We start from the raw sequence: 16,425 nt of genomic DNA, 5'->3' as shown, positions 1-16,425 counted from the left end.
AAACGCTATTTTTAGGACATTATATGTAACAAAATAGGGACATTAATTTTGAAGTTTAGTGTACCATTCTTTAATGCTCTCGCCTGTAAGTTTGGAGAGAAGTTTAGCTTTTTGCTTAGGAGGAAGATCAAGTCCTATTAAATCTTCTTTTGTAATAGGCTCGCCACCGCTTTGTACCTCAGGTTTAATCACTACAACCCATTCACCTTTCAGATTCGCTGTTTTAGAAGCATCATTAACTTCTATTGATGTTCCCAGAAAGCGTTTTTCATATAATTTGGTTGCTTCTTTAATGGCGAATATTTGACGATTTGGTCCAAACTTTGCTAACTCTTCAAAAAGCTTTTCAATGCGATGTGGAGATTCGTAGAGGATAACGGCATAAGGTGAATTGAGCACCTCAAAAAGTTCATTTTGACGCTCTATCCCTTTATGTGATAAAAAACCATAGAACAAAAATTGGTGTACTTCAATACCACTGGTAACATACGCTAAGAGTGCGGCATTAGCACCAGGGAGGATTTCATAAGGCAATGCATTTTCTTGACAAAAACGTACTAATGCACTTCCAGGATCGCTAATTCCTGGCATTCCAGCATCACTCAAGTAACCGACAGTTTCGTCAAAAACTGTTTTATCGATCTTTGATAAAACAGCATCTTCGTTATGAGAGTGCATTGAAATAAAATTTTCGATATTAAAAGATACATTGTGTCTTTGAGAAAGAAGGGAAAGAAGTTTTTTAGTAATTCGTGTATCTTCGCAGAAGAGAGTTTTACACTCTGCTAGAAGTTTAAGACTTCTAACAGAGATGTCATCTAAATTTCCTATAGGAGTAGGAATAAAATAGATCAATGGTTTTAAGAACTATTTTAAGCTATATTTTTTCTTAAATTTCTCAACTCTACCTGCAGCATCCACGATCTTCTCACTGCCCGTGAAGAACGGATGGCATGAACTACAAATATCGATTCTTAACTCAGCTTTGTTAGACATAGTTTCAAAACTATTGCCACATGCACAAGTTACAACGCATGGTACATATTCTGGATGAATATCTTTTTTCATAATGTTTTTCCTTAATTATTCATAAAAATAAAATCTATTATTTGGCACGTCTTGCCAAAGGGTGCAAATTATAGCACAAAAGATTCATTATTTCAAGTCATGCCAATATTTTGGAAGCGGCAGCCACAACAGCTGTTTCACTTCGCAAAATCGTGTTACATATCAACCCAACGATGGGCTGATTTTGAAGTAAATTACGCTCCTTTGTACTAAACCCACCTTCTGGACCTACAAGAAGTGATGATATCTCTTCATTTGAGTTCAGTTTTTTTTCAGCGAAATCCAGAACAGCGCTCTTTGGATATGCTTCAATGTAATGGTGAATGCTAGGAAAAACCTCAATCTGCATTAAAAGACTTCTTCCACATTGTTGAGATGAGTTAATTAAAATGCGCTTGATGCGTTCCATATCCAATTTATGATTTTTTTGCGAAAACTCTGCATAGACAAAGCTTATCTTAGAAACACCAAGTTCATTCAGCATGGGCAGTGTTTTTTCAATAATTTTGGGATCTATAATGCTCCAGCCTAAATGAAATACTTTTGAAGGAAGTATAAGAAGCTCTTTCTGTCCAATGCATTCAAGCTCTGCCTCTTTTTTCCCTATTTGAGAAATTTGATATTCATATACGAAAGAATCTTCTAAATTTCGCCACCAGAGTGTTTCTCCAACACTTATACGGCGTACCTTAAAGATATGTTCATACTCTCTTGTATCAACATGAAGAGTTTGTAATCCCGCGTTTGGATGATAAACAAATTGCATTTTAATGCACCATATAAAAGAGTAAACTTGTGATAACCAGTGCTATAAAATCAAGTGTATATTTTTTAATTGCATACCGTTTATAAGCGCTTTGAGAAGCTTCTGTTCGCTCTATTCTTTTATACATTTTATGTCCTCTGATACCAAAAGCAATTATGGCTACCCAAACTGCTATCATAACCCAAACAGTAAAAGAGAATGCAAATTGACGTACGGCCATAACAATAATACCTGTAAAAAAGATGGCTGAGAGTACAATATAGTATTGAGGGGCGATCAGTTCAAGTCTTTTTGAAAGTTTGAGAAATGTTTTATCGCTTTTAAGAAGATAAAGGTTAAGGGCAATCAATACAGCAAGTAGAATAACAAATACTAAGTGTAGTTGACTCGATAAGCGTATCAGCTCTTCCATGATGAAAAATCCTTCACAAAAATAATCCAAGATTGTATCCATTTTAGTATAATATTACCCATAAATCATAAGGTTAAACCATGCCTATTTCGTACCAAGAAGCACTCAAAATTATTCAAACACACATTAAACCTTTACAGACAGATCAAACTTTGCCTCTTTTAAAAGCAATCAATCGTATTTCAGGTGGTGATGTTTATGCAAAATTTGCACTCCCAAAATACCCTATGAGCCTTAAAGAAGGTTATGGGATCGCTTTTGATACTCAAATAACCTCTTATACACTCCTTTCTCCTCCATATCCTACTCCTATTCCAATAGGATATGGTGTTAGACTCTCAACAGGAGAGCGCATCCCAAAAGGTGCTGATACCATTATTGCAGAAGAAGATGTTACGTCAGAACACGAAGATCGCATTACAATTCCTTTACATGTTACTCAAGCACAGCACATTAAAAAAGAAGGTGAAGATATCGCACAAGGAGAGTGGTTACTTAAGCAATATGAGCATATCAGTGCACAAAAAATAACAGCTCTCTCAGCACAAGGCATTAGCAGAGTAAAAGTTATTCAAAAACCAACAATCAGTATTTTAAGTATCGGTAATCAACTCGCATCAGGAGAAATCAACAACTCTAATGCGATGAGTTTAGCTGCGCGTATTGTTGAGTTAGGCGGTAAAATCGGTGAAATTGTCGTTTGTAAAGAAAATGAAGAAAAGATATTAAGTGAGTTAAAACAACTGGCAAACAAATCCGATTGTGTGATGACAACAGGTGCTCTTAGCCGTCATGACGCTATGCGCCATTTACTTGAAACAAAAATATTGATGCCTCTTTTTCATCATGTTCGTATAGCACCAGCAAAACCGACCTCACTGACATTATTCGATGACAAACCTATTTTACATCTTCCAGGACTGCCTCTTGGATGTATGCTAGGCTTTGAAATGCTCGGTGTTCCTTTACTCAGACAACTCCAGCATTTGCGTTGTATCATTCCAGATTTTATTACCTGTATTAATCAAAAACGCATTACGTGCAGAGATAATTGTATGAGTGCGATTCCAGGCTATAGTGATGGAAGAAACTTTGTATGTGCGCCATACTATGAGGCAGGAAGATTAAATATACTTAGCCAATGTAATGGCTACACATTGATGGAAGATAGAGAAGTTATAGAAGAAGGAGAGGAAATTCCCTTCTTCTATTTCACTCATCCACCTGTCTCATAAAAGGCGCGATTAGAAGTCTCATTTTGATCATCATCGCTCCATTTATTTTTTTCAGGTTTATTACGTAAGACTTCTTTTAAAACCTCAGCCGCTTTTGCAACGTCTCCATTGTGAACAGCATCTTTAATGCTCATCGCTTCATCAAAATAGAGACAAGGAATGAGCATTCCTTCTGCAGTGAGGCGAATACGATTACAATCTTCACAAAAATCATGCTTATGTGGATCAATAATACCAAAGATATAGCCGTCATCAAACTCAAAAAGATGTGCAGGACTTGGTCCTACGCGACCTATCTCTTTAAAATGGTATTTTTGAGCAATAATAGTTTGTACTTCTTGCCCGCTTAAACCTTTGAGCTTCTCTTTTGCATGGGTGTTTTCCATATATTCTATAAAACGTATAGACATGCCACGCTCTTTGGCGTACTCTAAAACATCTAACACTTCTGTATCATTGATGCCTTTAATTGGGACCATATTAATCTTGACTTTTAGACCAACACGCAATGCTTCTTCAATACCTGCTTGTACTTTGGCTAAAACATCTTTTTGAGCCATTTTACCAGCAACATCTGGTTTGAGACTGTCTAAAGAGATATTGACTCTTTGAAGTCCTGCATTTTTAAGTTTTTGTGCAGCGTCTTTTAGTAAAAAACCATTTGTTGTAAGCGCTAGGTCAAGTCCACTTTTATGATTATTAATCATGGCAATAAATTTATCTAAATCGGTTCTAAGCAGAGGCTCTCCGCCTGTGATTCTAATTTTTGTGATACCTTCATCAATTGCCACTTTGACAAATAAAAACAACTCTTCAAAACTCAGTAAATTTTCTTTTGGAACCCAAGAAAAGGGCTTTTCAGGCATACAATACTGACATCTAAAGTTACATCTTTCCGTTACTGAAACTCTAAGATACGTAACGTTTCTTCCAAATCCATCAACCAACATGTTTTCCCTCTTGATTTAATGCGAAAGGTATTATACATAAATATCAACAATATAGATTGTAGAATATGAGTATCAGAATTTCCAAGCTATCTCTAAAATGGATTGAGCTAGAATTATGTGACATTTTTCTTTATAAGGAGTATTAGGAATGCAGAAACCTATACCGAATAACAAGGAACACAATGTAAGTGCTGATGCATTTTTGGTTTCTAAAACCGATATACATGGCAAGATCACTTACTGCAATGAACCTTTCATTAAAATTGTAGGGGCAAGTGAGCAAGAAATTTTAGGAAAACCGCATAACATCATTAGGCACCCTGATATGCCACGCATCGTTTTTAAACTCTTATGGGATAAAGTCAAAAACAAAGAAGAAATCTTTGCTTATGTTAAAAATTTGAGTTTTGATGGAGGTTACTATTGGGTTTATGCCAATGTCACCGCATCAACGGACCCATCTGGGAAAATCATTGGATATTACTCTGTTAGACGTAAAGCAAATCCAAAAGCATTGGAAATTATCCAACCTCTTTATGCAAAACTTTTGGAACTTGAAAAAACAGGTGGGATGGAAGCTTCACAAGCTTATCTTACTGATGTATTAAATCAAAAAGGAGTCAGTTATGAAGAGTTTTCTAACACTTTGCAACGATTATAAACTAGTCTTTTTTTCGATCCTTCTCTTCATCGCCATTGGAAGTTATGTTACAGGCTATACTGAGAACGTAACAACATCAGGAATCCTTTTAGGTGTTGCTGTTGGCTCTTTTTTTGGAAGTCGAAAAACCATGCAATGTGATGCGGAGATTTATGAAAAGGTTTTACGAGTCGTTCAAGAAGCCGCACAAGGCAATTTAGAACCTCGTATTGTCAATGTTGATCCACAAAAACCTCTGGGAAAAGTTGCTTATGCCATTAATGACCTTTTAGACCAAATGGAAGCATTAATGCGAGAGACAAAAACATCTATAGAATCGGCAAGTCAAGGTAAAACATATCGTAATATCTTTAATGAAGGTTTTCGTGGGCTCTTTGCTGTCAATGCACGCTATCTTTCAGAAGGCGTTAAAGGGATTTCTGAAGGGCAAAAAGGAAAAGCTAGAGGAATGCTTTCTTCTGCACTCTCTGATCTTGGCGGCGGTAGCAAAGGTATCAACAGTATACAACACGATCTTTTCACAAGCATTGAGGAGATGGCAAAAATTACTGAAATGTCAAAATCTACTGCTAAAAAATCTGATGACAGTTTGCAAACCGTTATGGTGTTATCCAATGGTATTAAAGAGTTACTTGAACTGCTTATGAGCACTAACGAAGCGATCACCTCACTGAGTGATCGTACAAATGAAATCTCTTCCGTGGTCAATTTGATTAAAGATATTGCCGATCAAACCAATTTATTGGCACTTAATGCTGCCATTGAAGCTGCGCGCGCGGGTGAGCATGGACGTGGATTTGCGGTTGTTGCGGATGAAGTTAGAAAATTAGCCGAACGTACGCAAAAAGCGACACAAGAAATTGCAATGACCATTCAAACACTCCAACAAGAAACCAATGGCATTCATTCTAATTCAGATCGTATCAATGTTATTGCAAATTACAGTGGACAAAATGTTATTCAATTTGAAGAAGCGTTAAAAGAGTTTAATAAAGATGCAAATGTTACCGCCAACATCTCTTACTCACTTGATAGTAAAATTAGAACGACATTAGCTAAAACAGATCATATTCTCTGTAAAACAAATACCTATGAAGAAGTTCTTAACGAAAGAGCAGATGGAAAATTTGTTAAGAATGAAAACTGCAAATTTAGAACATGGCATACAAGTCCAATTATCAAAGAACGCTTTGAGCATACAAAATCTTACCACATGCTCGATGCAGCACTTTCACAAATTATTGAGTGTATGAATGAAAATGAGCAATTAGCAAAAGTGGGCTATAACGTGGATAATGTTGCGCATTATATTAATGTCTTCAAAAAACTAGAAGCAAATAGTGCGACCCTTCTTGCAACACTCGATAAAATGGTTGAAGAACACACTCAAGAGCTTAAACGCGCAATGTGATATATAGTTAAGAAGTAAGGGGATTCAATCCTCTTACTTTAAATTAGCCAACTTCAATACTAAATCAACTTCTCCAATACCAATTCGTAAATCTTTAGCAATTTCAGCTTCACTTCTACCTTTAGCATATTGAGAGACAATCACTTTTTCATTAGAGCTTGAAGGAGAAGAAGAGGCAAAACTCATCTCTTTCGTACGATTCTCTAAACGATCAATACGTGCACTTTGTTCATCACGAAAATTTTGCATGATTTTTTCAACATCTTTGAGTGAACCAACCAGTGGTAAAACACTTTGATGTATTTCTTCTTTCACATGATTCAATATTTTGCTCTCAAGAGCTTTAGGATCGACTGCTGGCTCTTTTGTTGCCATAGAGAGTTCATTCAATGTTTTATTAAGAACATGATTTTGGTAATTAAGCTCTTCAATACTTTTTTCATAAATCAACAGCTTTTTATTGACTTCAACATCGCGAATATACACCATCAAAAAGATGATGACCACAAGAGCCGCTAATGCAATAAATGCTAATGTCTCAATACTCACTTTGATTTCCTTTCATTTGGCGTATCATGACACGCTCACATGCTACCATATAGGCACTCCAATCTTGTTCATCATCTTTATGCATCATGACTATTTTCCCTAGATTTTCGCTGATTGCCTCAAAAAAGAGTGGCAACTGGCGTTTTGGAAATGTTGGCATATCAATACGTGCATAATAACTCTCTTTAGGAATAAGTACTGCTGTATCAAATTCCAAATAGCCATGACCTATTGCTTTTATATTCCCTTGTAACGCTAAAGGTAAATACAAAGGTTTATCGCTGGTTACAAGATGTGTCAGTTTATCTATTTTTCGATGTAATTCAATCATCAATGTTAAGAGTACTTGATCGCTTTGTTCAGATTCTTTACGAATTTTGGAAGACTTTAGCCAAAGCCCTAAAGGATCGTCATTAAGCTGCATAAGTGCATAGTACTCTTGTATGAAAAAGGTATTTTCTAAACTACTTGGCTCGTAGGCTACCTTTAAAAACGCAGGGACTAAACGGATATCTTCCATATTTTTATATCCTATCTAAAAAAATCAGTACAAAAAAGATAACACCTAAATAACCGTTAAGGGTAAAAAATGCTCGATCAATTTTTGAAAAATCTTTCAATACAATGCGATGCTCAAAGAAAAGTACCACAGCAGCAACTACCACACCTACGTACGCAAAAAATCCTAATTCAGCATTGATCACAAAAAGTAACCAAAAAAGAACAGTCTGTGCATGAAAAAGACGTGAAATAAAAAATGTCGCATCTTGACCAAAACGAGAAGGAATAGAGAAAAGCCCATTGGCTTTATCGTACTCCATGTCCTGAAGTGAATAGAGTAGATCAAATCCCGCAACCCAATACATCACTCCAATGGAAAGAAGGACTGACCACATTGGAATGGATTCTTGTATTGCAACCACGCCCGCAATAGGGGCTAAACCTAAAGAGACTCCAAGTACCAGATGTGCATAAGGAGAAAAACGTTTAAAAAGTGAATACCCACCTAAAATAATTAAAATGGGTACACTCAGATAAAACGCAAGATCATTGATCATATAGGCAACTACAATAAAAATAAGTGCGTTAAGTGCAATAAAAAGCTGCATATTTTTTGCACCAATTCTTCCATCCACACTCGGACGATTTGCTGTTCTAGGGTTATACTTATCAATGTCACGATCTGCATAACGATTAAATGCCATCGCAAAATTACGAGCACTCACTGCTGCGAGTAGCCCTAGAATAAACAGTTTAAATCCAAACCACATACTACCATTGATTGCTTTGGATGAGACAATCATCGCTGTAAAAATAAACGGAAGTGCGAAAACAGAGTGTTTAAAAACAATCAAATCACTAATATCTTTGAGTTTTAGCCAGAGTTGCTGCAATACTAACCTTTACGTTTAAAATGAGCTGATTTTACAACAAAACCCTTTAAAAGTGTTATAATTGCACGCATAGCACCGCTAAAAGACGCAAAAGTACAAAGCGTGCTAAGACTGACACGCTAAGAGAAAAATCCATTGAAAACAATCGCTATTTTAGGCTCAACGGCTTCTGGGAAAACAGCATTATCTATTGAATTAGCCCAAAACTATAATGCACATATTTTATCGCTTGATTCCCTCAGTATCTACAAGGAGATTAACATTGCCTCTGCAAAACCTACACTTGCAGAAAGACATGGCATACACCATTTTGGTATGGATGTTCTTAGCCCAAGGGAGCATTTTGATGTGACAATGTTTTTTACACTTTATAAAGAAGCATATGAAGCTGCCATTAATGAAGGAAAAAATCTTATCATTGTGGGAGGAACAGGATTTTATCTCAAAGCCATGATGGAAGGCTTGAGCACAAAACCTGAAATACCATTGCATGTCAAAGAGGTCATAGATCATCATTTACTCAATCTTGAAGCATCATATACTTTAATGCAAGAACATGACCCTTTGTATGCAACCAAAATTGCCTCAAACGATCGCTACCGTATTGAAAAATGGCTTGAAATCTTTTTAACCACAAATGAAATACCTTCTATTTATCTTACACATGCTAAACAAGAACCTGTTATCAAAGACGTTGCGTTATTTGAAATTGATATTCCCAAAGAAGTATTGGCACAAAAAATTGCGCTGCGGACACAAATGATGATAAAAGCAGGGCTTATAGATGAAGTATTTTATTTGGAAAAGCATTACACAAGAGCTCCTCAATGTATGAAAGCTATTGGAATTAAAGAGGTTTTGGACTATTTTGATGGAAAATTCAAAATGCAGGGACTTGAAGAACGCATCGTTTTAAATACTATTCATTTAGCAAAACGCCAACGCACATTTAACACCTCACAATTTCCACCCCATATCAAAGGTGATGTAGCATCACTCTTTGAAAGAATTGAAACATATTTTAAATCATAATGAAACAGGTACATACGATGAAAGTTATTAATCAAAACTATATCAATGGTGAATTTACACATATTAATTCTAATGAAAACCTTATTCTCAAAAATCCTACCACAGAAGAAGAAATTGCTCAAATTTATTTAAGCACCCCTGATGCAATGAACGAAGCAATACACTGCGCATCTAAGGCATTTGAATCTTTCTCACACACATCGATTGAAGAGAGAATGGAGATTTTACAGCGCATTCATGATGAACTTCTTAAAGATGAAAAAAGACTGATAGATTTAGCTGTTTTAGAATTTGGTGCAACCATTAAAACAACGACTAGACGAACTCAAAATGCCATCAATCTTTTTTTAACCATCAAAGAAGAACTAAAAACATATGACTTTGTTAAAAAAGATGACTACTCTATGACAATAAAGGAAGGAGTCGGTGTCATCGGTGTTATCATTCCGTGGAATGCAAACCTTGCTCACCTTTGTGGCAATATAGCACCTGCTATCGCACTTGGCTGTACTCTTGTTATTAAACCCAGTGAATTTAATGCGCTTGAAACACAAGCTTTTTTAGAATGCTTGCATAAAGCCAATGTTCCTAAAGGTGTTATCAATATCGTACATGGCACAGGAGAGTGTGTCGGTGAAGTGCTCACCAAACATCCTCTTATTAATGCTATTTCATTTATAGGAAGTACCAGAACCGGTAAAAAAATTTTTGAAAACTGTTCAAGAACCATTAAACGTATGACCCTCGAACTTGGTGGAAAATCCCCAACCATTCTTTTAGAAGATGCTAACTTTAAAGATGCCATTCCTCATATTTTTAGTAGCGCATATAGCAACAGTGGACAGGCGTGCCACGCAGGTAGCAGGCTTTTAGTTCCTAAACATAAATTAGAAGAAGTAGAACAGCTCTTGTTGGATTATATCCATACCCTTAACATCGGGGATCCAAAAAGTGAAACGACACAACTAGGTCCGATGATCAATCAAAAACAGTTTGATACAGTACAATCTTACATAAAGAGCGGTATTGATGAAGGTGCAAAGCTTCTTTGTGGAGGGCTTGGAAAAGCTGAAGGATTTGAAAAAGGCTATTTTGTAAAACCAACGATTTTTATCTGTCATGATCAAAATTTAAAAATTGTGCAAGAAGAGATTTTTGGACCTGTATTATGTGTGTTACCTTATGAAAATGAGCAAGATGCCCTTATCATGGCAAACAATACCATGTTTGGACTCTCAGCCTATGTCTTTTCAAACGATAAAGCAAAAGCACTTGCATTCGCTAGACACATACGAAGTGGAAGAGTTCTCATCAACACAAGCACGTCTAAAGCCAAACATCCACCTTTTGGAGGAATGAAACAATCAGGACTCGGAAGAATGGGTGGCAGGTATTCTATGGATGCATTTAGCGAGATTAAGTCTATTCTGTTTTAACAGTTGCTGCTTTAGGCTTCTTTCAAATGACATGAGAGAAGCCTTTCTTTTTTTATTGTGCGATCAATAAGTCAAGGTTTTGTTGACAAATACCCTTCCACGTACTGTTGTCATTGATTGCTATACACTTCGTAAAATACTCTTTGGCTTTAGCATTCTCTTGTCGTTTTAGACTGAGTTCTCCTGCTTGGTAAAAGAGTCGTATTTTATCTTTGTTATTTAAAGAGAGTGGTAAAAGGGATTCGGCAATACTCAAAGCTTCATCATCACGTCCTAGACGTTTAAGAGCATCTATATAGCTAAACTCAACCGTTGGTGTTAACGTTGTAGATTTAAACTTCTTTTGCATCTCTATAATAGCTTGTGCATAGGTTACAAGAAGAAGGTCATTTTTAGCATCTGCCGCCATTTTGACAATTTCATAGTAAATATCTAAATTGGTTGATTCATCAGGATATAAAATTTTTATACTCTCCACAAGCGATGTTGCCCCTTCAAGATTTTTGAGTTTTACCAATGAGAAGAAAAGGTCACGAATGGTCTCTAATCCAATTTTTTCTCTAAGTGAAAATGAGAGTGTTTTCAAATCTTCTTTAAACCCAATAACCTCTTGGTATTTGCCCATCATAAAAAGAGCTTGCACCTCTTTTTGCGCCCATTTATAACGGCTTTGCAATGCACTATCTTTCAAGTGGCTACTTGAAATCTCACGCGCTCTTTCAAACCTTGACGTACGCATAAAGCATTGGAAGAGTTTTTCTTCATACTCTTTTTCGCCTATTTGAAGTTTATACGTTTCAATCATAGTGACAACGGCTTGGCACTCATCTTTTTGAAGGTTTTGTAAAGCCAATGATTTTGCAGCCTCATAGATAAGCTCTTCTGGTTTAATTTCAAATCGATCTGGTACTTTTTCAAGTTCTTTTTGAAGCACCAACACCTCTTCAAAACGTTGTTGTTTAAGAAGGAGTTTTGCTTTTTCCAGTAATGCTTTTTGACCAATTTCATTGCTGTATTTTTCGATCAATTTATCATAATAATTGGCAAGTTTTGTTTCGTTATTTTCACTTAATTTAAAGAAGAGTTCATCTAAACTCTCATTCACTTCTTGAACGTATTCACCACTATTTTTATAATCGCTCAAATACTCTTGGTAACGTGCATGTGCCGCTTCAACTTCATTCGCTTTCGCATGCCAATCACCACTTTCTTTCAGAAGTAGTTCACGATTATCCGCTTTTTTAGGAGTATTTTCCAATAATAAATCTGTAATTTTTGCAGCCACATCGTATAAACGGTGCTCAAACAAACGACGTGCAAGTTTATAGCTTGCGTCTTTATCTTTAAGGAGGAATTGTGCATTGACATTGAGTACTTTGAGCAAATACTCTTTTGCCTCTTTCATCTTACCAGCATCCATTTGATGATCGCTCAAGCGAATGGCTGCTTCTGACGCGATATCCAAATCTTGAGCGCTATAGAGTACATCCAAATAAAGCTTCATTGCCTTATCTTTCTCTTTTTTGAGGAAAAGATTATCTGCATAAAGTAAGATCGCTCTTTTGGTAAAAAGACTATCTGGATGTTCGCTTACTAAAATATCAATGAAATAATTTGCATCTGATTTAGAGCCTATTTTGATATAAGCTTTAGTCATCAACATTAGCACTTCTGGGATATTTTCATCACTTGCAAACTCTTTTGTCCAGCGTTTTCCTACATTGACGATATCATTATCATTAAATGCCAAATTATCCGATTTATCTTCGCCTTTTGCACTTAAGATTTTATCCATTGCTCGCATCTGATAAAGCTCTAATTCACTTCTAAAAATTGAATTAGGGAAAAGTGTCAAAACACGTTTAACATCTTTGACTACACTATCATAATATCCGTTTTCATACTCTTGTTTGATTTCTAAATAAAGACCTATATCTTTACTTTGCGCATAAGAGATAGGCGCACCGTTAAGATCAAGCGCTCCAATATAAGGTTTTTGATATTTAGGAAAATCTACAGGAAAGTCTAGTCCATCACGCGCACTATTCTCTTCGTAAAGAGGTTTTTCTTGAAGTAAAATAGTCCAATGGCTATAAAGTTTTTCTTTAGGCTTGGTCAAAATCTCACTGTTTAAATAAAGACTCTCTTCTACAGGAATCAGTTTTGAATCAACCTTTGGATCGATTGTCACATAAAATTCACCATCTTTTTCGTAAAAATCAAGCTCTGCAAGCTTCATTTTTTTTGATTCAATCGGCTTGTTAATCGGGCGATCAATTTTACAAATATAGTGTTTTTTATCGAGGGCATCAGGAATAGTTTGACATAAAAAAGGTTTTGCATCCATAACATGCAAGATTGCATAGTTGACTTTGCTCTCTTTACCGCTGTTTAGAACAATCTCTAGCGCAAGAAGTTGTACCGATGCTAAAAGGAAGATTAAAATAGATTTCATAACTACATTATAGCAAAATAAGGGGGTTTTCACCCCTTATTTAAAAACCGCTAGCAGTTACATATTTGGTAATAATAGTTAAAAGAGGCTCTACAAATACAATAGCAAAAATCGTGATAATTGCGGCAAAACCAACAATGACTTTTAAAGGTGTTGATGCATTCGTAGCATATAGCCTTGCATCTGCTGTTGTTGGTTCTTTTAAAAACATATAAATCACCAATTTCATGTAATAATACACGGCAATAGCACTATTAAAGGCAATGATGACTGCGAGAAAAATGAATTCACTGTTAATGGCTGCACTGATAAGATAAAGCTTACCCCAAAAGACAGAAAATGGTGGCATACCTGCAAGAGCAAACATAAAAATACCCATAATAGTCGCAGTTGTTGGCATGATTTTTACAAGTCCTGAAAACTTAGTATACGGATGCTGATAACGCTCATCCCAAAGATTTTTACGGTGTCTTACGATCCAGAGCATTGTAAACGCACCTAAGTTGGTGAACATAAAGAGTGTCCAGTACAAGAAAAGTGCTGTATTGGCTTGTGTTGTACCAATCAGAATAGCTGCCATCATAAATCCAGCATGTGCAATAGAGCTAAATGCTAACATTCTCTTTACATCTTCTTGAACCAATGCTGTTAGGTTTGCTAGTGTCATTGTAAGAACAACCGCAACGTATAAAATATGTTCTAACCACACTACGCCAGAAAAAACGAGCATCTCAAACAGACGCATTGCAACGACAAAACCTGCAATTTTTGGAACAACAGACATATAGCCTGCAAGTGGTGCTGAACTTCCTTCATACACATCTGGTGTCCATGTGTGTGATGGAACCAAAGAGAGTTTGAAACCAAGCGCTCCGAGCATAAATACTGTTGCAGCAAGCACACCTAAAAGAGGCTCAAAATGACGTTGCATTAAAACTTTTTCAATTTGATAAATTTCAACACTTCCCGTAAGTGCGTAAAAAATAAGCGCTGACATTCCATAAAAACCAGCTGCCAATGCTCCCATAGTAAAGTACTTAATTGCTGCTTCAAATGCTTTTGCACGATTATGCATGGCGATCAATGTGTAAAGGGCAAGGCTTGATGTTTCCAACCCAATAAAAATTAAAATCAGATTGTCACTTACGACCATAAACTGAAAGCCCACAATCATAAACATAAAGAGCGCATAAAACTCTGCCATTCTAAATTCTCTAAAGTGACGATGACTAAGAGACAACGGCAAGAAAAATGCTGAAGCAACAAGAATAATCACTTGCGCAATAGTAGCAATCCCATCGACAAGAAGGACATCAAAAAATCCACGTGATGGTCCGTTATATCCGATGACTGCACCAAAATCTAAAATAATAAAAAGTACTGTAATCATCGTTAAAAAACTACGATTCAACCCTTTTACTGCCAAATCAGCACAAATAACAGAAAGTGCTCCTACGCTTAAAATTGCCATAGGAAGGAGTGATGGGAGATTGAGGCTTACGACATCAATCGAAATAGGCTCTAACATTAGTGTGTTCCTCCTATGGTATTGGCTTTAATAATCAGATCTTTTGTACTTTGTTCAACCGCTTTTTGCTCCATCAGAACGAGCATTTTTTGAACACTCATATCGATAGTACTGAGTACTGGTTTTGGATAAACACCCAAAAGTGCAACAAGGGCGACCAGTGGAATCAATGCTGTAAGCTCTTTTGCATTCAAATCTGGAAGTGTTTTATTCTCTTCATGTACTACTGCACCAAAAAATGATTTTTTATAAAGCACTAACATGTAAACAGCACCTAAAATAATACCTGTTCCTGCAAGGAGTGCCATAACCCAATTAATGCGGTAAAAACCTACTAGAGATAAGAACTCACCCACAAATCCTATGGTGAGAGGAAGGCCTACAGAAGCCATCAGCATAATGCCATACACTGTTGCAAAATTAGGCATAACAGAGGCTAAACCTCCAAAGTCTTTCATCATTTTTGTATGACGGCGATCATAGATCACCCCTACCAACATAAAGAGTGCACCACTCACAATTCCGTGACTTAGCATTAAAAAGATAGAACCTGTGATACCTTCGCTATTCATAGCAAAGGTTCCAAGCACAACAATACCCATGTGCGAAATCGAACTATACGCAATGACCTGTTTCATATCTTCTTGTGCATAGGCTATCATCGCAGCGTAAATGACCATGATAATACAAATAACCGCTACAGGAATCAGAAAATAAACAGATGCATCAGGGAAAAGTGGGAGTGAAAAACGCACAAAACCATAGCTACCCATTTTTAAAAGCACCGCTGCAAGAATGATAGAACCTATCGTTGGCGCTTGACCGTGAGCATATGGTAACCACGTATGAAATGGAAACATTGGTACTTTAATTGCAAATGCTAAGAAAAATGCTCCAAAGAGCCACAATTGCGTTGAATAAGGTAACTGCAACAAATACCAATCAGGCAATGCAAAGCTCCAAATGCCTGTCGCTTCATGGTATAAAAAGCCCATATACAAGATACCCACTAACATCAACACTGAACCTGCGAAGGTGTAGAGGAAAAACTTGATAGACGCATACATACGATTCGCACTACCCCATGCTCCGATAATATAAAGCATTGGAACCAATGAAAGCTCCCAAAACGCATAGAACCAGATAACATCTAAAATTAAGAATACACCCACCATTGTCATCTCAAGGAATAAAACAGAGATGATTAAGTTTTTAATTTCGTTTTTAATGCTCAGAGCAATAAATGAAATCATTGTGATAAAAGTAGACAAAATAACCAAGAAGAGTGAAATGCCATCTACACCAAGGTAATAACTCATACCATAGCTTGGAATAAAAGGATAATACTCAACAAACTGGTATCCTGCATTGTTACTATCGTATCCAATCCATAAAACAATAGAGAGAAAAAATTCAATAGCTGTAACGCTAATACCATAGGCTCTAATACTCTCTTTTGTGACCAAGAAGCCTAAGAGTCCTGCCATTGCTGGAAAAAATACAAGAAGTGATAAAATATGCTCCATTT

The 16,425-nt window shown here is 36.4% G+C and carries 16 protein-coding genes; 5 read left to right on the top strand and 11 right to left on the bottom strand.

The genetic code is table 11. The features are described from left to right. Nucleotides 1-42 precede the first annotated feature (42 nt). The 4 genes from rsmI to UCH001_RS01010 form a co-directional block, all read right to left on the bottom strand. Entirely contained in the window at nt 43-855 is an 813-nt protein-coding gene (rsmI, locus tag UCH001_RS01025; RefSeq protein ID WP_067173075.1) for a 16S rRNA (cytidine(1402)-2'-O)-methyltransferase, read from the bottom strand. Between the two features lie 12 nt (nt 856-867). Beyond that, complete coding sequence (gene rpmE / locus UCH001_RS01020) at nt 868-1,068, bottom strand: 50S ribosomal protein L31 (RefSeq protein WP_025343427.1); 201 nt, start codon at nt 1,066-1,068, stop codon at nt 868-870. 97 nt (nt 1,069-1,165) lie between these two features. Continuing rightward, entirely contained in the window at nt 1,166-1,834 is a 669-nt protein-coding gene (locus tag UCH001_RS01015) for a 16S rRNA (uracil(1498)-N(3))-methyltransferase (protein WP_067173072.1), read from the bottom strand. A gap of 1 nt (nt 1,835) precedes the next feature. Beyond that, complete coding sequence (locus UCH001_RS01010; RefSeq protein WP_067173070.1) at nt 1,836-2,246, bottom strand: hypothetical protein; 411 nt, start codon at nt 2,244-2,246, stop codon at nt 1,836-1,838. 80 nt (nt 2,247-2,326) lie between these two features. On the opposite strand from UCH001_RS01010, the gene UCH001_RS01005 reads away from it, so the two are divergent. Further along, nucleotides 2,327-3,481 carry a molybdopterin molybdotransferase MoeA gene (locus tag UCH001_RS01005; RefSeq protein WP_067173067.1) on the top strand — a complete coding sequence of 385 codons (1,155 nt, stop codon included), beginning with the start codon at nt 2,327-2,329 and terminating at the stop codon, nt 3,479-3,481. On the opposite strand, the gene moaA is transcribed toward UCH001_RS01005, so the two are convergent. After that, complete coding sequence (gene moaA, locus UCH001_RS01000) at nt 3,463-4,431, bottom strand: GTP 3',8-cyclase MoaA (protein ID WP_067173064.1); 969 nt, start codon at nt 4,429-4,431, stop codon at nt 3,463-3,465. The two genes, UCH001_RS01005 and moaA, sit on opposite strands and share 19 nt — an antisense overlap. Nucleotides 4,432-4,579: 148 nt before the next feature. On the opposite strand from moaA, the gene UCH001_RS00995 reads away from it, so the two are divergent. Both UCH001_RS00995 and UCH001_RS13480 read left to right on the top strand, forming a co-directional pair. Next, a complete protein-coding gene (locus UCH001_RS00995; protein WP_067173061.1) occupies nt 4,580-5,092 on the top strand; it encodes a PAS domain-containing protein in 513 nt (170 codons plus the stop codon). Further along, nucleotides 5,058-6,503, top strand: coding sequence for a methyl-accepting chemotaxis protein (locus tag UCH001_RS13480; protein ID WP_067173057.1), 1,446 nt, complete (start codon nt 5,058-5,060; stop codon nt 6,501-6,503). Before UCH001_RS00995 ends, UCH001_RS13480 begins: the two co-directional genes overlap by 35 nt. Before the next feature lie 33 nt (nt 6,504-6,536). Here the strand turns inward: UCH001_RS13480 and UCH001_RS00985 are convergent, their stop codons facing one another. The 3 genes from UCH001_RS00985 to mqnP are packed head-to-tail and all read right to left on the bottom strand — an operon-like array spanning nt 6,537 to nt 8,446. Next, complete coding sequence (locus tag UCH001_RS00985; protein WP_067173054.1) at nt 6,537-7,052, bottom strand: DUF6115 domain-containing protein; 516 nt, start codon at nt 7,050-7,052, stop codon at nt 6,537-6,539. Further along, nucleotides 7,042-7,572 (bottom strand): hypothetical protein, encoded by a 531-nt coding sequence (locus tag UCH001_RS00980; protein WP_067173051.1) that lies wholly within the window; start codon nt 7,570-7,572, stop codon nt 7,042-7,044. The genes UCH001_RS00985 and UCH001_RS00980 overlap by 11 nt, the downstream gene beginning before the upstream one ends. Before the next feature lie 4 nt (nt 7,573-7,576). Continuing rightward, on the bottom strand, nt 7,577-8,446 hold the full coding sequence (gene mqnP / locus UCH001_RS00975; RefSeq protein WP_067173048.1) for a menaquinone biosynthesis prenyltransferase MqnP: 870 nt from the start codon (nt 8,444-8,446) through the stop codon (nt 7,577-7,579). 135 nt (nt 8,447-8,581) lie between these two features. Between mqnP and miaA the strand changes: the two genes are divergently transcribed. Next, entirely contained in the window at nt 8,582-9,478 is an 897-nt protein-coding gene (gene miaA / locus UCH001_RS00970; protein ID WP_067173045.1) for a tRNA (adenosine(37)-N6)-dimethylallyltransferase MiaA, read from the top strand. A 17-nt stretch (nt 9,479-9,495) separates the two neighbouring features. Continuing rightward, nucleotides 9,496-10,914 carry an aldehyde dehydrogenase family protein gene (locus tag UCH001_RS00965; protein ID WP_067173042.1) on the top strand — a complete coding sequence of 473 codons (1,419 nt, stop codon included), beginning with the start codon at nt 9,496-9,498 and terminating at the stop codon, nt 10,912-10,914. Between the two features lie 52 nt (nt 10,915-10,966). Here the strand turns inward: UCH001_RS00965 and UCH001_RS00960 are convergent, their stop codons facing one another. From UCH001_RS00960 to UCH001_RS00950, 3 genes are read right to left on the bottom strand one after another with little or no spacing between them, the layout of a single operon-like run. Continuing rightward, a complete protein-coding gene (locus UCH001_RS00960; protein WP_067173039.1) occupies nt 10,967-13,369 on the bottom strand; it encodes a hypothetical protein in 2,403 nt (800 codons plus the stop codon). Nucleotides 13,370-13,409: 40 nt separating this feature from the next. Beyond that, entirely contained in the window at nt 13,410-14,897 is a 1,488-nt protein-coding gene (nuoN, locus tag UCH001_RS00955) for an NADH-quinone oxidoreductase subunit NuoN (RefSeq protein WP_067173036.1), read from the bottom strand. Then, nucleotides 14,897-16,423, bottom strand: coding sequence for an NADH-quinone oxidoreductase subunit M (locus UCH001_RS00950; RefSeq protein WP_067173033.1), 1,527 nt, complete (start codon nt 16,421-16,423; stop codon nt 14,897-14,899). Before UCH001_RS00950 ends, nuoN begins: the two co-directional genes overlap by 1 nt. Between the last annotated feature and the right edge of the window lie 2 nt (nt 16,424-16,425).

Origin of the sequence: Sulfurospirillum sp. UCH001, from assembly GCF_001548035.1 — a bacterium.
Classification (GTDB): Bacteria; Campylobacterota; Campylobacteria; order Campylobacterales; family Sulfurospirillaceae; genus Sulfurospirillum.
Note: the sequence above shows the minus strand (reverse complement) of the source record. Positions and strands in the feature narration are given on the sequence as shown.

Bases quoted from the DNA above. Each gene is read 5' to 3' on its own strand.
- UCH001_RS00965 (WP_067173042.1), top strand. From the start codon at position 9,496: ATGAAAGTTATTAATCAAAACTATATCAATGGTGAATTTACACATATT.
- UCH001_RS13480 (WP_067173057.1), top strand. From the start codon at position 5,058: ATGAAGAGTTTTCTAACACTTTGCAACGATTATAAACTAGTCTTTTTT.
- UCH001_RS00950 (WP_067173033.1), bottom strand. From the start codon at position 16,423: ATGGAGCATATTTTATCACTTCTTGTATTTTTTCCAGCAATGGCAGGA.
- UCH001_RS00980 (WP_067173051.1), bottom strand. From the start codon at position 7,572: ATGGAAGATATCCGTTTAGTCCCTGCGTTTTTAAAGGTAGCCTACGAG.
- UCH001_RS00995 (WP_067173061.1), top strand. From the start codon at position 4,580: ATGCAGAAACCTATACCGAATAACAAGGAACACAATGTAAGTGCTGAT.
- UCH001_RS01005 (WP_067173067.1), top strand. From the start codon at position 2,327: ATGCCTATTTCGTACCAAGAAGCACTCAAAATTATTCAAACACACATT.
- moaA (WP_067173064.1), bottom strand. From the start codon at position 4,431: ATGTTGGTTGATGGATTTGGAAGAAACGTTACGTATCTTAGAGTTTCA.
- UCH001_RS00960 (WP_067173039.1), bottom strand. From the start codon at position 13,369: ATGAAATCTATTTTAATCTTCCTTTTAGCATCGGTACAACTTCTTGCG.
- rpmE (WP_025343427.1), bottom strand. From the start codon at position 1,068: ATGAAAAAAGATATTCATCCAGAATATGTACCATGCGTTGTAACTTGT.
- UCH001_RS01015 (WP_067173072.1), bottom strand. From the start codon at position 1,834: ATGCAATTTGTTTATCATCCAAACGCGGGATTACAAACTCTTCATGTT.
- UCH001_RS01010 (WP_067173070.1), bottom strand. From the start codon at position 2,246: ATGGAAGAGCTGATACGCTTATCGAGTCAACTACACTTAGTATTTGTT.
- nuoN (WP_067173036.1), bottom strand. From the start codon at position 14,897: ATGTTAGAGCCTATTTCGATTGATGTCGTAAGCCTCAATCTCCCATCA.